The organism is Mesorhizobium sp. WSM4313 (assembly GCF_002294725.1).
In the GTDB taxonomy this organism is placed as follows: domain Bacteria; phylum Pseudomonadota; class Alphaproteobacteria; order Rhizobiales; family Rhizobiaceae; genus Mesorhizobium.
The window spans coordinates 423,560-439,954 of the sequence record NZ_NSFT01000001.1; the positions used below are offsets into that span (position 1 = coordinate 423,560).

A 16,395-nucleotide genomic window follows, 5' to 3' on the forward strand; every position below is an offset into this window, starting at 1 on the left:
CTGGCTTATCAATGGCTCTCGAATTCGCCCTTCTCGTCGCCGAAGCCGTGCATATAAAGCGCCCATTGCAGGCCGATGACAGCTCCCTTGACCGGCTGCAGCAGTGCGACGGCCAGAATAATGGTCAGCGGAACCCAGATCAGCGCGTGCTGCCAGGTCGACAGCGTCGACGCGGCCTCGACGGCCATGAAGCCGCCAACGACGATGTGACCGACGATGACGATGACCAGGTAGGCAGGCAGGTCGTCCGCGCGATGGTGGTGCAGTTCCTCGCCGCAGACCTCGCACTTGTCCACGGGCTTCACGAAAGCGCGGAACAGCTTTCCCTTGCCGCAATGCGGGCAGCGGCCGAGTATCCCGCGCTTGATCGCCGTCCACAGCGGACGCGCGACGCGGCCCGAATGATGCTCGCCGCCGAAGACCTGTTCTTGCACTTGGAAGTTACCTGGCATTATCGTCTCCTGCCGCGCGGTCCCGAACGCGATTGCGACGCGCGGGCGCGGCCCTTGGCCTTGTGGAACGACCGCCTCGAGCCGGGCAGGGGCTTCGGGTCGGTCAGCATCTCGAAACGCATCGCACCGGCCATTGGCGCGACCTCGACCAGCCGAACTTCGACACGATCGGCAAGCTGATAGCCCTTGCCGGTGCGTTCCCCGAACAGCGATCGGGCGGTTTCGTCGTAGATATAGTAGTCGCCGCCCAGAGTTGACACCGGAATAAAGCCGTCGGCGCCATACTGCGGCAATTGGACAAAGAGTCCCGCCTTGGTGACGCCGGAGATGCGCGCGTCGAACGTGTCGTTGACGCGCTCGGCGAGATAGGCGGCAATCAGCCGGTCGACCGTATCGCGCTCGGCCGCCATGGCTCGACGCTCGGTCGCCGAGATCAGCGCGGCGACCTCTTCCAGCCGGTCCGCCTCCTGCTGCGCCAAGCCGCCGGGCCCGAGGCCAAGCGCCGCGATCAGCCCGCGGTGCACGATCAGATCGGCGTAGCGGCGGATCGGCGAGGTGAAATGGGCGTAGCGCCTGAGGTTGAGGCCGAAATGGCCGATGTTCTTCGGCGAGTACTCCGCCTGGCTCTGCGAGCGCAGCACCACTTCGTTGACCAGCGCCTCGTTGTCGGCGCCGCGCACCCGCTCCAGAATGCCGTTGAACTGGCTCGGCCGCATCTGCGCGCCGCGCGCCAAGGACAGGCTGAGCGTTGCCAGGAACTCGCGCAGCGATTCCTGCTTGGCGAGCGACGGCGCGTCATGGATGCGGTAGACGAGCGGCTCTTTCTTGCCCTCCAATGTCTCGGCGGCCGCGACATTGGCCTGGATCATGAATTCCTCGATGAGCTTATGCGCGTCGAGGCGCTCCGGCACGACGACGCGGTCGACCGTGCCGTCAGGCTTCAGCAGGATCTTGCGCTCGGGCAGATCGAGCTCAAGCGGCTGGCGGGACTGGCGGCCGCGCCTGAGCACGGCGTAGGCGTCCCATAACGGCTTCAAAGCGCTGTCGAGGATCGGCCGTGTCTTGTCGTCGGGCGCGCCGTCGATCGCGGCCTGCGCCTGCGGGTAGGCGAGCTTGGCGGCCGACTTCATCATGACGCGGTGGAAGGAATGCCTGAGTTTGCGGCCTTCCGAAGAGAAGGTCATGCGCACGGCGATTGCCGGCCTGTCTTCGCCCTCGCGCAGCGAGCAGAGATCGTTGGAGATGCGTTCAGGAAGCATCGGCACGACGCGGTCCGGAAAATAGACCGAATTGCCGCGCTTCAGGGCTTCGCGGTCGAGCGGCGTGCCGTAGCGGACATAGGCTGCGACATCGGCGATCGCCACGGTGATGATAACGCCGCCGGGATTCTTCTCGTCCGTGTCGGGCGTGGCGAAGACCGCGTCGTCATGGTCCTTGGCATCGGCCGGATCGATGGTCACCAGCGGCAGACTGCGCCAGTCCTCGCGGTGATCGAGCGTCGCCGGCTTCACCGCTTCGGCCTCGGCAATCACGTCCGCAGGAAAGACATGAGGAATGTCGTGGGCGTGGATGGCGATCATCGAGACCGCCTTCTCGCTGCTCAGCGAGCCGAGCACCGCCAGCACCTTTGCCCGGGGCAGTCCGTAACGGGCTGCCCGCGCCGGCTCCACCTCCACCAGATCGCCATTCCTGGCGCCGTTCTGGAATTCCTTGTCGACGATCAGTTCCGGCTGGCGCCGTTCGACCGGCTCGATGCGGAACGTCCCATCCTTCAGCACGCGGAAGACGCCGAGCACGGCGTCGCTGCGCTTCTCGAAGATCTTCATCACCCGCCCGGTATAGGCAGGGCCTGACGGATCGTCGGTCGGGAAAGTCTTGGCAAGCACGCGGTCGCCAATGCCGGGGACCGGGCCTCCGGCGGCGCGCGAGATGCGGATGGCAATGACGGGGGGCGAGCCGGCGCCGGTATATTCGCTCGGATTCGCCAGAAGCACGCCGTCATCGTCGCGGCCAAAAATGTCGAGCACCGCGACATGAGGCACGGCGCCCGCACGGGTGAGGCGCTTGCGCTCCTTGTTGAGGAGGCCTTCATCCTGCAGGTCTCGCAACAGGTCTTTCAGCCAGATGCGGTCCTCGCCGCGCAGCGCGAAGGCCTTGGCGATCTCGCGCTTGCCGGAGCGATCGGGATTTTCGGCGATGTAGCGCAGAACCTCGTCACGTGACGGACGATAGTCGTCCTTGACCTTGGCCCTGGTGTCGGCGTTGCGCGGATCGCCGTGGCTTCTTCCGGAGATCCTGCGCGCCACGTCCTGCTACCCCTTCTTCGCCGCCCGGCGGAAGGGCTTTTTGCCGCCTCCGCCCTTGGCTTCCTTCTCGGCAATCAGGGCGAGCGCTTCTTCCATCGTCACCGATTGCGGGTCCTTGCCTTTTGGCAGCGTCGCATTGACCTTGCCGTAGTTGACGTACGGACCATATTTGCCGTCGCGAACGACGATCTTGCCGCCGCCGTCGGGATGATCGCCCAATTCCTTGAGCGCCGCCGGCGTGGCGCCGTTGCGGCCACCCTTGCCCTTCTGCTGCTTCTCGGCGATCACCGAAACGGCGCGGTTCAGGCCGATCGAGAACACGTCCTCGATGCTTTCCAGATTGGCATAGGTGCCGTCATGCAGCACGAACGGGCCGTAGCGTCCGAGGCCAGCCGAGATCATCTTGCCGGTTTCGGGATGTTTTCCCACATCGCGCGGCAGACCCAGCAGCGCCAGCGCCTTCTCGTGGTCGATCGAGTCGGGCGTCCAGCCCTTGGGCAGGCTGGAGCGCTTGGCCTCCTTGCCCTCGCCGCGCTGGATATAGGGGCCGAAACGGCCGCTGCGCAGGGTAATTTCCTCGGCGGTGTAAGGATCCTTTCCGAGCAGCTTGACACCGTCCTCGCCATTGCCGTTCTCGCCATTGGGATTGGCGGCGTCGCCGAGCTGGCGGGTGTAGGAGCATTCAGGATAGTTCGAGCAACCGACGAAAGCGCCGAACTTGCCGAGCTTCAGCGACAGATTGCCGGTGCCGCATTTCGGGCAGATGCGCGGATTGGAGCCGTCCTCGCGCTCCGGGAAGACCAGCGGCGCGAGCTCTTCGTTGAGCGCATCGAGCACGTCGGCGACGCGCAGTTCCTTGATGTCGTCGACGGCGCCGGAGAAATCCTTCCAGAAGTCGCGCAGCACGTCCTTCCAGGCGAGCTTGCCGTCGGAAATCTCGTCGAGCTTCTCCTCGAGCGAAGCGGTGAAGTCATATTCGACATAACGCTCGAAGAAGCTTTCGAGGAAGGCCGAGAGCAGCCGGCCCTTGGCCTGCGGCACGAGCTTGCGACGGTCGATGGTGACGTAGTCGCGGTCCTCGAGTGTCTTCAGGATCGCGGTGTAGGTCGAGGGACGGCCGATGCCCAGCTCTTCCAGCTTCTTGATCAGCGACGCCTCGGAGTAGCGCGGCGGCGGCTCGGTGGTGTGCTGGGTCGCGTTGATCGCCTGACGGGCAAGCTGCTCGCCGGAGCGGATCTCGGGCAGGCGGCGGCTCTCCTCGTCCTCCGCGTCCTCGTCCCTCTGGTCGGTATAGGCGGCGATGAAGCCATCGAAGCGGACGACCGAGCCGATCGCGCGCAGCTCCGCGGTGCGGGCGCCGTTGACCGCCTCGATCTCGACCGTGGTGCGTTCGATCTCGGCCGGCTGCATCTGGCTGGCGATGGCGCGCTTCCAGATCAGCTCGTAAAGCCGGGCTTGGTCGGCATCGAGATATTGCCGAACGGAAGCCGGCGTGCGCTTGAAATCGGTCGGGCGGATCGCCTCGTGGGCTTCCTGGGCGTTCTTGGCCTTGGTGGTGTAGAAACGCGGCTTCTCCGGCAGGTATTTGGCGCCGAACTCGCTGACTATGGCGCTGCGGGCAGCCTCGATCGCCTCAGGCGCCATCTGCACGCCGTCGGTACGCATATAGGTGATGAGGCCGGCAGTCTCGCCGCCGATGTCCATGCCTTCATAGAGTTTTTGCGCGACCTGCATGGTGCGCGTGGCCGAGAAACCGAGGCCTGACGAGGCGGCCTGCTGCAGCGTCGAGGTGGTGAAGGGCGGGCCGGGATTGCGTTTTGTCGGCTTGGCCTCGACCGACAATGCCTTGAAGGTCGCGCCTTCGAGCATCGCCTTGATGTCGTCGGCCTGAGCCTTGTTGGCGATGTCGAGTTTTTGCAGCTTCTTGCCGGCAAACGCGGTCAGCCGCGCCTCGAAACTGTCGTTGCGCGGCGTGCCGAGGATGGCTGCAATCTGCCAATATTCCTCGCGGATGAAGCGCTCGATCTCGGATTCGCGGTCGCAGACCAGGCGCAACGCCACCGACTGGACGCGGCCGGCGGAGCGGGCGCCCGGCAGCTTGCGCCACAGCACCGGCGACAGCGTGAAGCCGACGAGATAATCGAGCGCGCGGCGGGCGAGATAGGCGTCGACCAGCGGCGCGTCGATCTGGCGCGGATGGGCCATCGCATCGAGCACCGAGGCCTTGGTGATGGCGTTGAAGACGACGCGGCTGACTGGCTTGTCCTTCAGCGCGCGCTTCTGCTTCAGGACTTCCAGCACATGCCAGGAAATCGCCTCGCCCTCGCGATCCGGGTCGGTGGCGAGGATCAGCCCGTCGGCATCCTTGACCGCCTTGGCAATGTCGGCAAGGCGCTTGCCGGACGCGGTGTCGACCGACCAGGACATGGCGAAGTCCTCGTCGGGCCGCACCGAGCCGTCCTTGGCCGGCAGATCGCGGACATGGCCGAACGAGGCCAGAACCTTATAGTTCTTGCCCAAATATTTGTTGATTGTCTTCGCCTTGGCCGGCGATTCGACGACGACGACGTCCATGAGGTCTCTTAATCAGCTGTGAGGTGGCGGAAGAACTCCGCGACGCACGACGAAATCCCACTCTTTTCGTCGCTCACATGGCCGTGCTTTTGCCATCGGTCAAGGGGAAGCGGCCAATTTGGGAAGCGGCCGCGGACGATACACTCTTAGAGTGTATGGCAAAGATCACATTTTTTGGGGATGGATGTATGCGCGCCTCGAACCGGGCGGGCGGCTATCGCGCGCTTGTTCGGTCAACGCGTTTGCCTGTTTCTTCCTGCGGCGAAGCGGCGACTTGCCACACAATGGTGATTGGCAGGGGCGTGCCCGCATCGCTATATCGTCGCTAGCACAATCGGACTCATTGGATGGCATTGGACATCGGCTATGTCAGCGCGGTCGGGGCAGGGGCGATCTCTTTCCTGTCGCCATGCGTGCTGCCGCTGGTGCCGCCCTATCTCTGCTACATGGCCGGCGTTTCCGTCGACGATTTCCGCGGCAATCAGAGCGTCACGGCGAAGGAGGGCGCGCGCGGCGCGCTGCTTTATGCTTCCGTGGCCTTCGTGCTCGGCTTTTCCACCGTCTTCGTGGCGCTTGGGGCCGGCGCCTCGACCATCGGCCGCCTGCTGCGCGTCTGGCAGGAACCGCTGGCGATGGCGGCGGGCGTGCTGATCATCATCATGGGCCTGAACTTCCTTGGCATCCTGCGCATTCCGCTTTTGTCGCGCGAGGCGCGCTTCCAGTCGCAGGGCAAGCCGGCCAGCATGATCGCGGCCTATGTCATGGGGCTGGCCTTCGCCTTCGGCTGGACGCCTTGCATCGGCCCGGTGCTGGGGCCGATCCTGACTTTGGCCGGCGGGCGCGAGACCGTTGGCGAGGGCGCGCTGCTGCTTGCCGCCTATTCGCTGGGCCTCGGTATCCCGTTCCTGATCGCGGCGCTGTTTTCCGGCGCCTTCATGCGCTTCCTCGGCAAATTCCGCGTCCATCTCGGCCGTGTCGAGAAAGCGATCGGCGCGCTGCTGGTCGTCGCCGGCGTGTTTTTCCTCACTGGCGGCGTGCAGAGCGCGTCCTATTGGCTCTTGGAGAATTTCCCGGTGCTGGGAAGGCTGGGGTAGTTTAGTTGCTGGCAGAGAGTCGAGCTGTGAACCCGTTGTAGAGATCAGCATCGAAGGGTCCTGTGCCCTCTATCTCGTGTTCCATAATTTGCTATGGAGACCTGGGGCGACCACTATGTTCAGACAACCCATCGAGTCACCTGCTCCGCCGTCTCACCGGAATTTCCGCCGCGACGATCACTCCGGCACGCCGGAGATGCCTAGCGCCTCGACGTAACGCTCGCCGAACACCTTGTCCTGCCATGGGTTGATCTGTCTCTGCAGGGTGAGCGTGTAGGTCGGGAACGCCTCCATCAGCCGCCGCGCCACCGCCCGCGCCTCCTCCAGCCGGTTGAGTTTGACCAGCGCCATAATCACCACCCGGTGCGAGGAGCCGTAGTTCGGCATCTCCTGCAGCGCGCGTTCTCCCCATGCCAGCGCTTCCTCGTAGCGCTCGAGCATCAGGTAGCTCATCCCGATGCCCGAGAGCGCGATGCCCTTCTCGGGGTCGACCGGGCTCAGCCGCATTGCCCTGTGAAAGTGCTCGATCGCGACGAGCGGGCGGCCGGAATGTGCGTTGACCCAACCGCAGCTCGTATGGCCCTGCGCCGAATTGGGATTGAGCAGCAGGGATCGTTCGATCGTGGCCAGCGCCATCTCGTATTCCTTCGCGCTGTAGGCGATCACCTGCGCGGCGAAGCGCAGGCTCGTGGGGTCGTCGCGCGCTTCCGCCAGTACCTCGCGCGCCATGCGCGTGGCGACCCGGGTATCCTCGGGCTCGTGCCAGCACTGGCTCACGGATATGCTGCGGATATAGGCGCCGAGTGCCTTCGCCAAGTTGAAGCCGGGGTCGATGCTAAGCGCCTCGTTGGTGAGCCGACGCACGTCGGCAAAGCCTTCGCGCGTCATGCTGTAGAAGCGCGGCAGCGCGCGAAGGTAGAGGTCGTAGGCGCTCATGTAGTCAGTCGGCTTCATGCGCGCCTGCTTGATTTCCTCCAGCCGGATGCTCGGCTCGACAGCGCCGACGACGCTCTCGGTCACCTTGTCCTGCAGGTCGAAGATGTCGCACATATCGCCCTCGAAGCGGTCGGCCCAGACATGGTGTCCGCTGATCGCGTCCACCAACTGCCCACTGATACGCACCCGCGATCCTGCCCTGCGGATGCTGCCTTCGAGCACGTAGCGGACGCCCAGCTCGCGCCCGACCTGGCGCAGGTCCACCGCCCGGCCCTTGTAGGTGAAGGACGAGTTGCGGGCGATCACGAAGAAGGAGTTCACTCGGCTCAATCCCGTGATGATGTCCTCCACCAGCCCGTCGGCGAAGTATTCCTGATCGGGGTCGCCGCTCATGTTGGTGAAAGGCAGAACCGCGATCGAGGGTTTCTCGGGCAGGGGAGGCGGGGCAGCGCTGGCGTCGGACTCGACGCGGTAGGCGCGCACGGGCCGCTCGATGTTCTTGAGGCGCAGCTCGCCGAGCGGCGTGAAGCCGCAGTCGAGCTTGCCCTGAAGGTGGTCGTAGGCGGTGCCCGAGACGACAACGGTGCCGGGATCGGCGACGCTTTCGAGGCGGGCGGCGATGTTGACCCCGTCGCCGTAGAGGTCGCCGTCCTCCTCGCAAACCACGTCGCCGAGATTGACGCCGATGCGGAAGCGAATCCTCTCTTCCTCGGGGGTCTCCGCCTCGCGTTCTGCCAGGGTCCGCTGGATCGCCATCGCCGAGGTCACCGCGTTGACAACGCTCGCGAATTCGCACAGCATGCCGTCGCCGGTGAGCTTGACGATCCGACCCTGATGCTCGGAGACCAGCGGTTCGAGGAGGTCCTTGCGGTAGATCTTCAGCCGCTCGTGCGTGCAGCGCTCGTCGCGCTCCATCAGGCGCGAATAACCGACCACGTCGCAAGCCAGGATCGCAGCGAGGTGGCGCCGCACGGTCATCGCACCGCTCGGCCAAGCGCCTGCACGCGTGCCGCTCCGCGTCCATGTCCCGCCAACTTCCAGACGCGCCACGCGCATGGTATCCATCTCTCCCAGTCTCCGCCCCTCGCCGATATGGAACGGAAAACGCAGCTCGGCCTTGCCTTCACGAGATTTCGCTATCCCGCTTGCGACGCAGCACCCCCAGCAGGCCGGGGATATTTCCTGACCTATGTAACCGGCTGACGCCACCGTGGCGGTGCTTTTGTATCGGTCATCACACCCGACGTTCGCACTTGGAGACTTGGCTTTGCCATCTCACCGGAATTTAACCGCATTGGTGCAGCATGGCCTACGCTGTTAATATGCGTTGATTCAAACCTTTTTCATACGGTTGCCCATCCATGAGCCAGAGAACCTGCCTGTCCGTTATCCTCGCCGCCGGCGAAGGCACGCGCATGAAAAGCGCGATGCCCAAGGTGCTGCATGCCATTGCCGGCCTGCCGATGGTGGCTCACGTCGTGAAAGCCGCTGAGGCCGCCGGCGCGACCGGTGTGGCGCTGGTGATCGGCCACGGCGCAGACGAGATGCGCAAGGCGGTGCAGAAATTCGCGCCGAAGGCGGAGACCTTCGTGCAGGAGAAGCGGCTTGGCACCGGGCATGCGGTCCTCGCCGCGCGCGAAGCGATATCAAAGGGCTATGACGATATTCTCGTGATGTTCGGCGACACGCCGCTAATCGATGCGCAGGCGCTGGCCGCCGCGCGGCAGAAGCTGGCGGAGGGTGCCGCCGTCGCGGTCATCGGCTTCCGTCCGCCAAGCCCGGCCGGCTACGGCCGGTTGATCGAAAAAGGCGGTCATCTCATTGCCATCCGCGAGGAGAAGGACTGCTCGGAGGAAGAGAAAAAGATCGGCTTCTGCAATGCCGGCATGATGGCGGTGGCGGGCAAGCATGCGCTGCGGCTGCTCGACAAGGTCGGCAACAAGAACGCCAAGGGCGAATTCTACCTCACCGACATCGTCGAGATCGCCGGCGCGGAAGGGCTCGACGTAGTGGCAACGGAAGCGAGTTTCGAAAGCGCGCTCGGCATCAACAACCGGGCCGAGCTCGCCGAGGCGGAAGCGATTTGGCAGGCGCGCCGTCGGCGCGAGGCGATGCTGTCCGGAGTTACGCTGATCGCGCCCGAAACCGTCTATTTCTCGCACGACACCGAGATCGGCACCGATACGATCGTCGAGCCGAATGTCTGGTTCGGGCCGGGCGTCAAGATCGCATCGGGCGCCAAGATCCATGCTTTCAGCCATATCGAGGGCGCAACGATCGCCTCAAATTGCGATGTCGGGCCGTTCGCCCGGCTGCGGCCCGGCGCGGATCTTCGAAACAAGGCAAAGGTCGGCAATTTCTGCGAGGTCAAGCAGGCGACGATCGAGGAGGGCGCCAAGGTCAACCACCTGACCTATATCGGCGATGCACGCGTGGGTGCCGCGGCCAATATCGGCGCCGGCACCATCACCTGCAATTATGACGGCTACTCGAAATTCTTCACCGATATCGGCGAGGGCGCCTTTGTCGGCTCGAATTCCTCGCTGGTGGCGCCGGTCTCGATCGGCAAGGGCGGGTACATCGCTTCCGGCAGCGTGATCACCGAAAGCGTGCCCGACGACGCGCTGGCCTTCGGCCGCGCGCGCCAGAAGACGATTCCGGGCAAGGGCAAGGAATTGCGCGAACGCTTTGCTTCCGCCGCCGCGGCGAAGAAGAAGGCTGCGGCGGAATAGCGTTTCAGGTGGTGCTTTCGGTGATTTTGCCGAAAGCAGCCGTTACCACGATCTCGCCGACGATTGCCTTGTTGAATTGAGACAGGTCTTCGGCGGGTATCCAATATTCGAGATGCGCCCTGCTGCCGGCGTGCTCGACGCGGTAGCCGTCGAGAAAGCTTTTCAGGACCTCAAACCGCGTGACGAAGCCGGAACCGCTCGCCTGCACGTTCCAGTCGCGGGCGATCTGGACAGCATAGGCTTCAGTGAGCACCGGATAGAAAATCGCCTGATCGGGCAGGCGCGGCGGAAATTCGCGCATGCCCAAAGCCTTGATCAGCGTCAACTCCTGCGGTCCGACCGGCCGCCACAGCGTCACGGTATGCGTCGCTTTGCTCATTGGTCGAATAAACTGCCCAATTCGAGCCGAGGCAAGGCCCCAAGGAGCGTTCGCCGTACGGGCCTTTGCCAACTGTGGCGTGGCGTTCGTCGTTCGAACGATGACATGCTCCGGCCACAAATGTTTACATGGTGATGAACGCCGCCAAACCGTCTAAGCGACAAGACGAGCGTTTGCGGTAACCGGATTGCAAGGGCGTTCTGAGAATGTCCAATGGTACAAAACCGTTCCCGGTGACATGGAACGAAACGCAAAGTGACTTTTACGGCAGGCCGGCAATCCATAGATAGCGCTGGGTTTTCTGCTGGGAATCGGGGGCAATCGCCATGTGCGGTATCGTTGGAATTGTTGGCCGAAGCCAAGTCGCGCCGCTCATCGTCGATGCGCTGAAGCGGCTTGAATATCGCGGCTACGACTCGGCCGGCGTCGCCACCATCGAAAGGGGCGAGCTCGGCCGCCGCCGCGCCGAGGGCAAGCTGGTCAATCTCGAACGCCGGCTGAAGGACGAGCCGCTGGACGGCACGATCGGCATCGGCCACACACGCTGGGCGACGCATGGCGTGCCCAACGAGACCAATGCGCATCCGCATTTTTCCGAGGGCGTCGCCATTGTCCACAACGGCATCATCGAGAATTTCGCCGAGCTGCGCGACGAACTCACCCGCGACGGCTACTCTTTCTCTTCGCAGACCGACACCGAGGTTGTCGCGCATCTGGTGGCGCGCGAGCTCGCCAAGGGGCTGAAGCCGGTGGAAGCCGCTCATGCGGCGCTGAAGCGGCTTTCCGGCGCCTTTGCCCTGGCAATCATGTTCAAGGGCGACGAGGACCTGATCGTCGGCGCCCGCAACGGACCGCCTTTGGCCGTCGGCCATGGCGAGGGCGAGATGTTTTTGGGCTCCGACGCCATTGCGCTGGCGCCTTTTACCAATGCGGTCACCTATCTCGAGGACGGCGACTGGGCGGTCGTGCGTCGCGAAAGCGTGACCATCTACGACATCGACGGCAGACAGGTCGACCGCAAGCGCCAGCAGTCACTGTCGACCAGCTTCATGGTCGACAAGGGAAACCGCCGCCATTTCATGGAAAAGGAAATCCATGAGCAGCCGGAGGTGATCTCGCACACGCTGGCGCATTATTTGGATTTCGCATCGGGGGTGTCGAAGCCGCTCGACCTGCCTTTCGACTTCGCCAAGATCGGCCGTCTGGCGCTTTCGGCCTGCGGCACCGCCTATCTCGCCGGGCTGATCAGCAAATACTGGTTCGAGCGCTATGCACGGCTGCCGATCGACATCGACGTCGCCTCCGAGTTCCGCTACCGCGAGATGCCGCTTTCGGCCAATGACGCGGCGTTCTTCATCTCGCAGTCGGGCGAGACCGCCGACACGCTTGCTTCGCTGCGCTATTGCCGCAAGGCCGGCATGAAAATCGGCGCTGTCGTCAATGTGCGGGAATCGACCATGGCGCGCGAATCCGACGTCGTGCTGCCGACGCTGGCCGGGCCGGAGATCGGCGTCGCCTCGACCAAGGCTTTTACCTGCCAGCTATCCGTCTTGGCTGCGCTCGCGGTCCGCGCGGGCGTGGCGCGCGGCACGATCTCGCGCGATGAGGAAAAGCAGCTGGTGCGCGAGCTTTCCGAGGCGCCGCGCTACGCCACCCGGGTGCTGAAGCTTGACGAGCAGATCGAGCGCATCTCGCGCGAGCTGTCGCGCTACAAGGACGTGCTCTATCTCGGCCGCGACACCAATTTTCCGCTGGCCATGGAAGGCGCGCTGAAGCTCAAGGAAATCTCCTACATCCACGCCGAAGGCTATGCCGGCGGCGAGCTGAAGCACGGGCCGATCGCGCTGATCGACGAGAACATGCCGGTGATCGTCATTGCGCCGCATGACCGCATCTTCGAAAAGACCGTGTCGAACATGCAGGAAGTGGCGGCGCGTGGCGGCAAGATCATCCTGATCACCGACAAGAAGGGCGCGGCGCAGGCCGGCATCAAGACGATGGAGACGATCATCCTGCCCGAAGTGCCGGAGATCATCTCGCCAATCATCTACGCGCTGCCGATCCAGATGCTGGCCTATTTCACCGCCGTCTTCATGGGCACCGACGTCGACCAGCCGCGCAATCTGGCGAAGTCGGTGACGGTGGAGTAGCACCGTCACTACCGCCGGATTGTGGATTGCGTCATGGGTTCCTCGGTTAGTGACAGTACTTCGAAGTGCGACGGCCAACAGCCTTCTTTCGTCATCCACGGGCGGAGCAGGAGCGAAGCTCCTGCGCAGACCCGAGGATCCATTCCGTGACGTTTGCGGCGGATCAAAGCGGTGCAGAATTAGGCACTACCACCCGATACCGCGGAACAGCTCGAACCACTCGGGATTGGCCTTTTCGATCAGTTCGATCTACCACTGGCGAGGCCAGCGTTTCAGCGACTTTTCACGCTGGATCGCATCGCGGATGTCGAAATACTCCTCGTACCAGACCAGGCGTTGTACGCCGTAGCGCCCGGTAAAGCGCGAGCCTTCGCCGGACCTGTGCTCCGGCATCCGACGGCCAAGATCGTTCGTCACACCAGTGTAGATGGTGCCGCGCTTCTTGCTTGCTGTCATATAGACATAGCCGGTCATGCGTGAACGATAACGGATTGATGGTTAGGGGACTATTCTGACGGGTGGCATTTTTTGGTCGGCGTCACGGAATGGATCCTCGGGTCTGCGCGTCCGCTTCGCTCCCGCTCCGCCCGTGGATGACGAGGGAGGGGTGTTGCGGCCAATCGCGAACGGAGCAGCTTCCATTTGGAATGCTGAAAGCCGGTTGATGGAGGGCACCCTTAAAAACTTCGCAGTTCCAAACCGGCTCGCGGTTCACTAATCTCAGCGTTGCAACCTGCGCCGCGGTGAACCCATGTCCGACGCCCTGAAGACCTCTGGCATGACCCGGTTGAGGAATTATTTCCTGACGGGCTTCATCGTCTGCGCGCCGCTGGCGATCACGGTCTATATCGCCTGGTCGCTTATCGGCTGGGTCGATTCCTGGGTAAAACCCTATATTCCGGCTCGCGGTTCACTAATCTCAGCGTTGCAACCTGCGCCGTGGTGAATCCATGTCCGACGCCCTGAAGACCTCTGGCATGACCCGGCTGAGGAATTATTTCCTGACGGGCTTCATCGTCTGCGCGCCGCTGGCGATCACGGTCTATATCGCCTGGTCGCTCATCGGCTGGGTCGATTCCTGGGTAAAACCCTATATTCCAGCCCGCTACAATCCCGATACCTATCTGCCGTTCCCGGTTCCGGGCTTCGGGCTGATCGTGGCGCTGGTGCTGATCACGCTGATCGGCTTCCTGACCGCCAACATCGTCGGCCGCGCCATTGTCAATTTCGGCGAGCGGCTGCTTGGCCGCATGCCGCTGGTGCGCGGCATCTATGGTTCGCTGAAGCAGATTTTCGAGACGGTGCTGTCGAACAAGGGCGACATGTTCCGCCAGGTCGGGTTGGTCGAATATCCGAGAAAGGGCGTCTGGTCGCTGGTCTTCGTCGCCAGCGACAAGGAAACCGAGATCAACCAGAAGCTCGATCAGGAAGGCGATCCGCTGATTGCGGTGTTCATGCCCTGCACGCCCAATCCAACCACCGGTTTCCTGATGTATGTGCACAAGTCCGAGATCGTGCCGCTCGACATGTCGATCGAGGACGGCGCCAAGCTGATCGTCTCGGCCGGCATGGTGGCGCCGGAGGTCAAGGCCAAGCTGGTGACGCTGAATGGCGAGCCCGTCGAAGGCGGCCTCGCCAACCCGGCGATCGGCGCCGCTCAGCCGGCGCGCAGCAACCGCACCGCCTCGTCGCGGCCGAACAGGTAAAGCAGCAGCCGCAGCGCCCCGCCGCGTTCGGACTGCAATTCCGGGTCGCGCGACAGGATCAGGCGTGCGTCGTCGCGCGCGGCTTCGAGCAGATCGGCATGGAACTCGAGGCGCGCCACCTGGAAGCCTGGTGTGCCGGACTGGCGGGTGCCCAGCAACTCACCTTCGCCGCGCAGTTTCAGGTCCTCCTCGGCGATCTTGAAGCCGTCCTCGGTCTCGCGCATCACCGAGAGCCGGCGTTTGGCCGTCTCGCCGAGCGGCTCCTTGTAGAGCAGGACGCAGGAGGAGGGCTTGTCGCCGCGCCCGACCCGGCCGCGCAGCTGGTGCAACTGGGCAAGGCCGAAGCGTTCGGCATGCTCGATCACCATGATCGTGGCGTCGGGCACGTCGACGCCGACCTCTATCACGGTGGTGGCGATGAGGATGCGCGTTTCGCCCTGCTTGAAGGCGCGCATCGCCTCGTCTTTCTCCGCACCCTTCATGCGACCGTGCACCAGGCCGATCCGGTCGCCGAAGAGCGGTTTCAGCGAAGCGAAACGATCCTCCGCCGACATCAGCTTGATCTCTTCGGATTCCTCGACCAGCGGGCAGATCCAGTAGATCTTTTGGCCATCGGCGACGGCGTCAAGCATGCGGCCGACCAGCTCATCCAGCCGCTCCATCGGCAAGGTGACGGTACGGATCGGCTGCCGGCCGGCCGGCTTCTCGGTCAGTTTCGAGACGTCCATGTCGCCGAAGGCGGTCAGCACCAGCGTGCGCGGAATGGGCGTCGCCGTCATCACCAGCATATCGGGTGCATCGCCCTTGGCGGTGATGGCGAGGCGCTGATGAACGCCGAAGCGGTGCTGCTCGTCGACGACGGCAAGCACCAAGTTGTGAAACGTCACGCTTTCCTGGAACAGCGCATGCGTGCCGACGACGATGTCGATTTCGCCGCCGGCAAGACCGGCAAGCGTCTCGGCACGCTCGCGGCCCTTCTCGCGCCCGGTCAGGATAGCGAGGCGCAGGCCGACCTTTTCCGCCAGCGGCGCGATCGTCGCCAGATGCTGGCGCGCCAGGATCTCGGTCGGCGCCATCAGCGCCGCCTGGCCGCCGGCCTCGACCGCGCGCGCCATGGCGAGCAGCGCCACCACCGTCTTGCCTGAGCCGACATCGCCCTGCAGCAGGCGCAGCATGCGTTCGGGATCGGCGAGATCGGCGTTGATCTCGCCAAGCGCGAATTCCTGGCTGGGCGTGAGCCTGTAGGGCAGGGCGGCGCGCAGCTTCTCGACGATGCGGCCGTCGCCGGTAAGCGGCCGGCCCGAAAGACGGCGAATTCTGGAACGGACCAGCGCCAACGAAACCTGCCCGGCGAGCAATTCGTCGTAAGCAAGACGGCGCCAGGCCGAGCCTTCGACGGCAACGTCGATCGGGTCCTTCGGATAGTGGATGCGGGCGAGCGCGTCGCCGAAGGTCGGGAAGGTGTGGCGGCGCATAAAGGCGTCGTCCTGCCACTCCGGCAGTTCCGGCAGGCGGCCAAGCGCCTGTCCGATGGCGCGGCGCAGCACCTTTGCCGAGAGGCCGGCGGTGAGCGGATAGACCGGCTCGACCAACGGTAGACCCTCGGCCTCGTCGATCGGCGCGATGTGATCGGGATGGACCATCGTCGGGCGGCCGTTGAACCACTCCATGCGGCCCGAGATCACCACACGCTCGCCCTCGGGAAGCATTTTCTGCAAATAGGCGGCATGGGCATGGAAGAAGGTCAGTGCGACCTCGCCGGTGTCGTCATGGGCATAAACTCTGTACGGCACCGACCTGTTGCCGCGCGGCGGCGGCTGATGGCGGTCGACGCGCACCTCGAGCGTGACGATCTGGCCCTCGGCCGACAGCGCGATGCCGGGCCGGTTGCGGCGGTCGATGACGGTGTTGGGCAGCACGAACAGAAGGTCGGCCGCGCGCCCAGCGCGATCGCCGAGGTCGGCCGGCACGACACGCTCGATCAGCAATCCGACCTTTGGGCCGACGCCAGCAAGCGAAGTGATCGGAACGAACAAGGGATCGAGGACGGTGGGACGCATCGTGTC

The 16,395-nt window shown here is 64.1% G+C and carries 11 protein-coding genes and 1 pseudogene; 5 read left to right on the top strand and 7 right to left on the bottom strand.

Annotated elements, in window-relative coordinates:
- Nucleotides 1-8: 8 nt before the first annotated feature.
- The 3 genes from CK219_RS02140 to topA are packed head-to-tail and all read right to left on the bottom strand — an operon-like array spanning nt 9 to nt 5,332.
- Nucleotides 9-452: a DUF983 domain-containing protein gene (locus CK219_RS02140; protein WP_095765109.1), complete on the bottom strand. Its 444-nt coding sequence runs from the start codon at nt 450-452 to the stop codon at nt 9-11.
- A complete protein-coding gene (gene rnr, locus CK219_RS02145; protein ID WP_095765110.1) occupies nt 452-2,758 on the bottom strand; it encodes a ribonuclease R in 2,307 nt (768 codons plus the stop codon). Before rnr ends, CK219_RS02140 begins: the two co-directional genes overlap by 1 nt.
- A 6-nt stretch (nt 2,759-2,764) precedes the next feature.
- Nucleotides 2,765-5,332 (bottom strand): type I DNA topoisomerase, encoded by a 2,568-nt coding sequence (topA, locus tag CK219_RS02150; protein ID WP_095765111.1) that lies wholly within the window; start codon nt 5,330-5,332, stop codon nt 2,765-2,767.
- Nucleotides 5,333-5,679: 347 nt separating this feature from the next.
- Here topA and CK219_RS02155 point away from each other — a divergent pair, with 347 nt between their 5' ends.
- Nucleotides 5,680-6,426 (top strand): cytochrome c biogenesis CcdA family protein, encoded by a 747-nt coding sequence (locus CK219_RS02155; protein WP_095765112.1) that lies wholly within the window; start codon nt 5,680-5,682, stop codon nt 6,424-6,426.
- 177 nt (nt 6,427-6,603) lie between these two features.
- Here the strand turns inward: CK219_RS02155 and CK219_RS02160 are convergent, their stop codons facing one another.
- The gene (locus tag CK219_RS02160) at nt 6,604-8,427 is read right to left on the bottom strand and encodes an adenylate/guanylate cyclase domain-containing protein (RefSeq protein WP_245340370.1); all 1,824 of its coding nucleotides are present in this window, start codon (nt 8,425-8,427) and stop codon (nt 6,604-6,606) included.
- A 296-nt stretch (nt 8,428-8,723) separates the two neighbouring features.
- On the opposite strand from CK219_RS02160, the gene glmU reads away from it, so the two are divergent.
- Nucleotides 8,724-10,094 (top strand): bifunctional UDP-N-acetylglucosamine diphosphorylase/glucosamine-1-phosphate N-acetyltransferase GlmU, encoded by a 1,371-nt coding sequence (gene glmU / locus CK219_RS02165; protein ID WP_095765114.1) that lies wholly within the window; start codon nt 8,724-8,726, stop codon nt 10,092-10,094.
- 4 nt (nt 10,095-10,098) lie between these two features.
- Here the strand turns inward: glmU and CK219_RS02170 are convergent, their stop codons facing one another.
- Entirely contained in the window at nt 10,099-10,473 is a 375-nt protein-coding gene (locus tag CK219_RS02170) for an ADP-ribosylation/crystallin J1 (protein WP_095765115.1), read from the bottom strand.
- Between the two features lie 326 nt (nt 10,474-10,799).
- Here CK219_RS02170 and glmS point away from each other — a divergent pair, with 326 nt between their 5' ends.
- Nucleotides 10,800-12,623 carry a glutamine--fructose-6-phosphate transaminase (isomerizing) gene (gene glmS, locus CK219_RS02175; protein WP_095765116.1) on the top strand — a complete coding sequence of 608 codons (1,824 nt, stop codon included), beginning with the start codon at nt 10,800-10,802 and terminating at the stop codon, nt 12,621-12,623.
- A gap of 186 nt (nt 12,624-12,809) precedes the next feature.
- Here the strand turns inward: glmS and CK219_RS02180 are convergent.
- Nucleotides 12,810-13,097, bottom strand: a pseudogene (locus CK219_RS02180) (GIY-YIG nuclease family protein).
- A gap of 277 nt (nt 13,098-13,374) precedes the next feature.
- On the opposite strand from CK219_RS02180, the gene CK219_RS02185 reads away from it, so the two are divergent.
- Together CK219_RS02185 and CK219_RS02190 are read left to right on the top strand one after the other, a co-directional pair.
- A complete protein-coding gene (locus CK219_RS02185; protein ID WP_141245284.1) occupies nt 13,375-13,569 on the top strand; it encodes a hypothetical protein in 195 nt (64 codons plus the stop codon).
- Between the two features lie 4 nt (nt 13,570-13,573).
- Nucleotides 13,574-14,329, top strand: a complete 756-nt coding sequence (locus tag CK219_RS02190; protein ID WP_095765117.1) for a DUF502 domain-containing protein — start codon at nt 13,574-13,576, stop codon at nt 14,327-14,329.
- Here CK219_RS02190 and recG read toward each other — a convergent pair.
- Nucleotides 14,281-16,389, bottom strand: a complete 2,109-nt coding sequence (recG, locus tag CK219_RS02195; protein WP_095765118.1) for an ATP-dependent DNA helicase RecG — start codon at nt 16,387-16,389, stop codon at nt 14,281-14,283. The genes CK219_RS02190 and recG overlap by 49 nt on opposite strands.
- Between the last annotated feature and the right edge of the window lie 6 nt (nt 16,390-16,395).

Bases quoted from the DNA above. Each gene is read 5' to 3' on its own strand.
- CK219_RS02140 (WP_095765109.1), bottom strand. From the start codon at position 452: ATGCCAGGTAACTTCCAAGTGCAAGAACAGGTCTTCGGCGGCGAGCAT.
- topA (WP_095765111.1), bottom strand. From the start codon at position 5,332: ATGGACGTCGTCGTCGTCGAATCGCCGGCCAAGGCGAAGACAATCAAC.
- CK219_RS02155 (WP_095765112.1), top strand. From the start codon at position 5,680: ATGGCATTGGACATCGGCTATGTCAGCGCGGTCGGGGCAGGGGCGATC.
- CK219_RS02160 (WP_245340370.1), bottom strand. From the start codon at position 8,427: ATGGATACCATGCGCGTGGCGCGTCTGGAAGTTGGCGGGACATGGACG.
- glmU (WP_095765114.1), top strand. From the start codon at position 8,724: ATGAGCCAGAGAACCTGCCTGTCCGTTATCCTCGCCGCCGGCGAAGGC.
- CK219_RS02170 (WP_095765115.1), bottom strand. From the start codon at position 10,473: ATGAGCAAAGCGACGCATACCGTGACGCTGTGGCGGCCGGTCGGACCG.
- glmS (WP_095765116.1), top strand. From the start codon at position 10,800: ATGTGCGGTATCGTTGGAATTGTTGGCCGAAGCCAAGTCGCGCCGCTC.
- CK219_RS02185 (WP_141245284.1), top strand. From the start codon at position 13,375: ATGTCCGACGCCCTGAAGACCTCTGGCATGACCCGGTTGAGGAATTAT.
- CK219_RS02190 (WP_095765117.1), top strand. From the start codon at position 13,574: ATGTCCGACGCCCTGAAGACCTCTGGCATGACCCGGCTGAGGAATTAT.
- recG (WP_095765118.1), bottom strand. From the start codon at position 16,389: ATGCGTCCCACCGTCCTCGATCCCTTGTTCGTTCCGATCACTTCGCTT.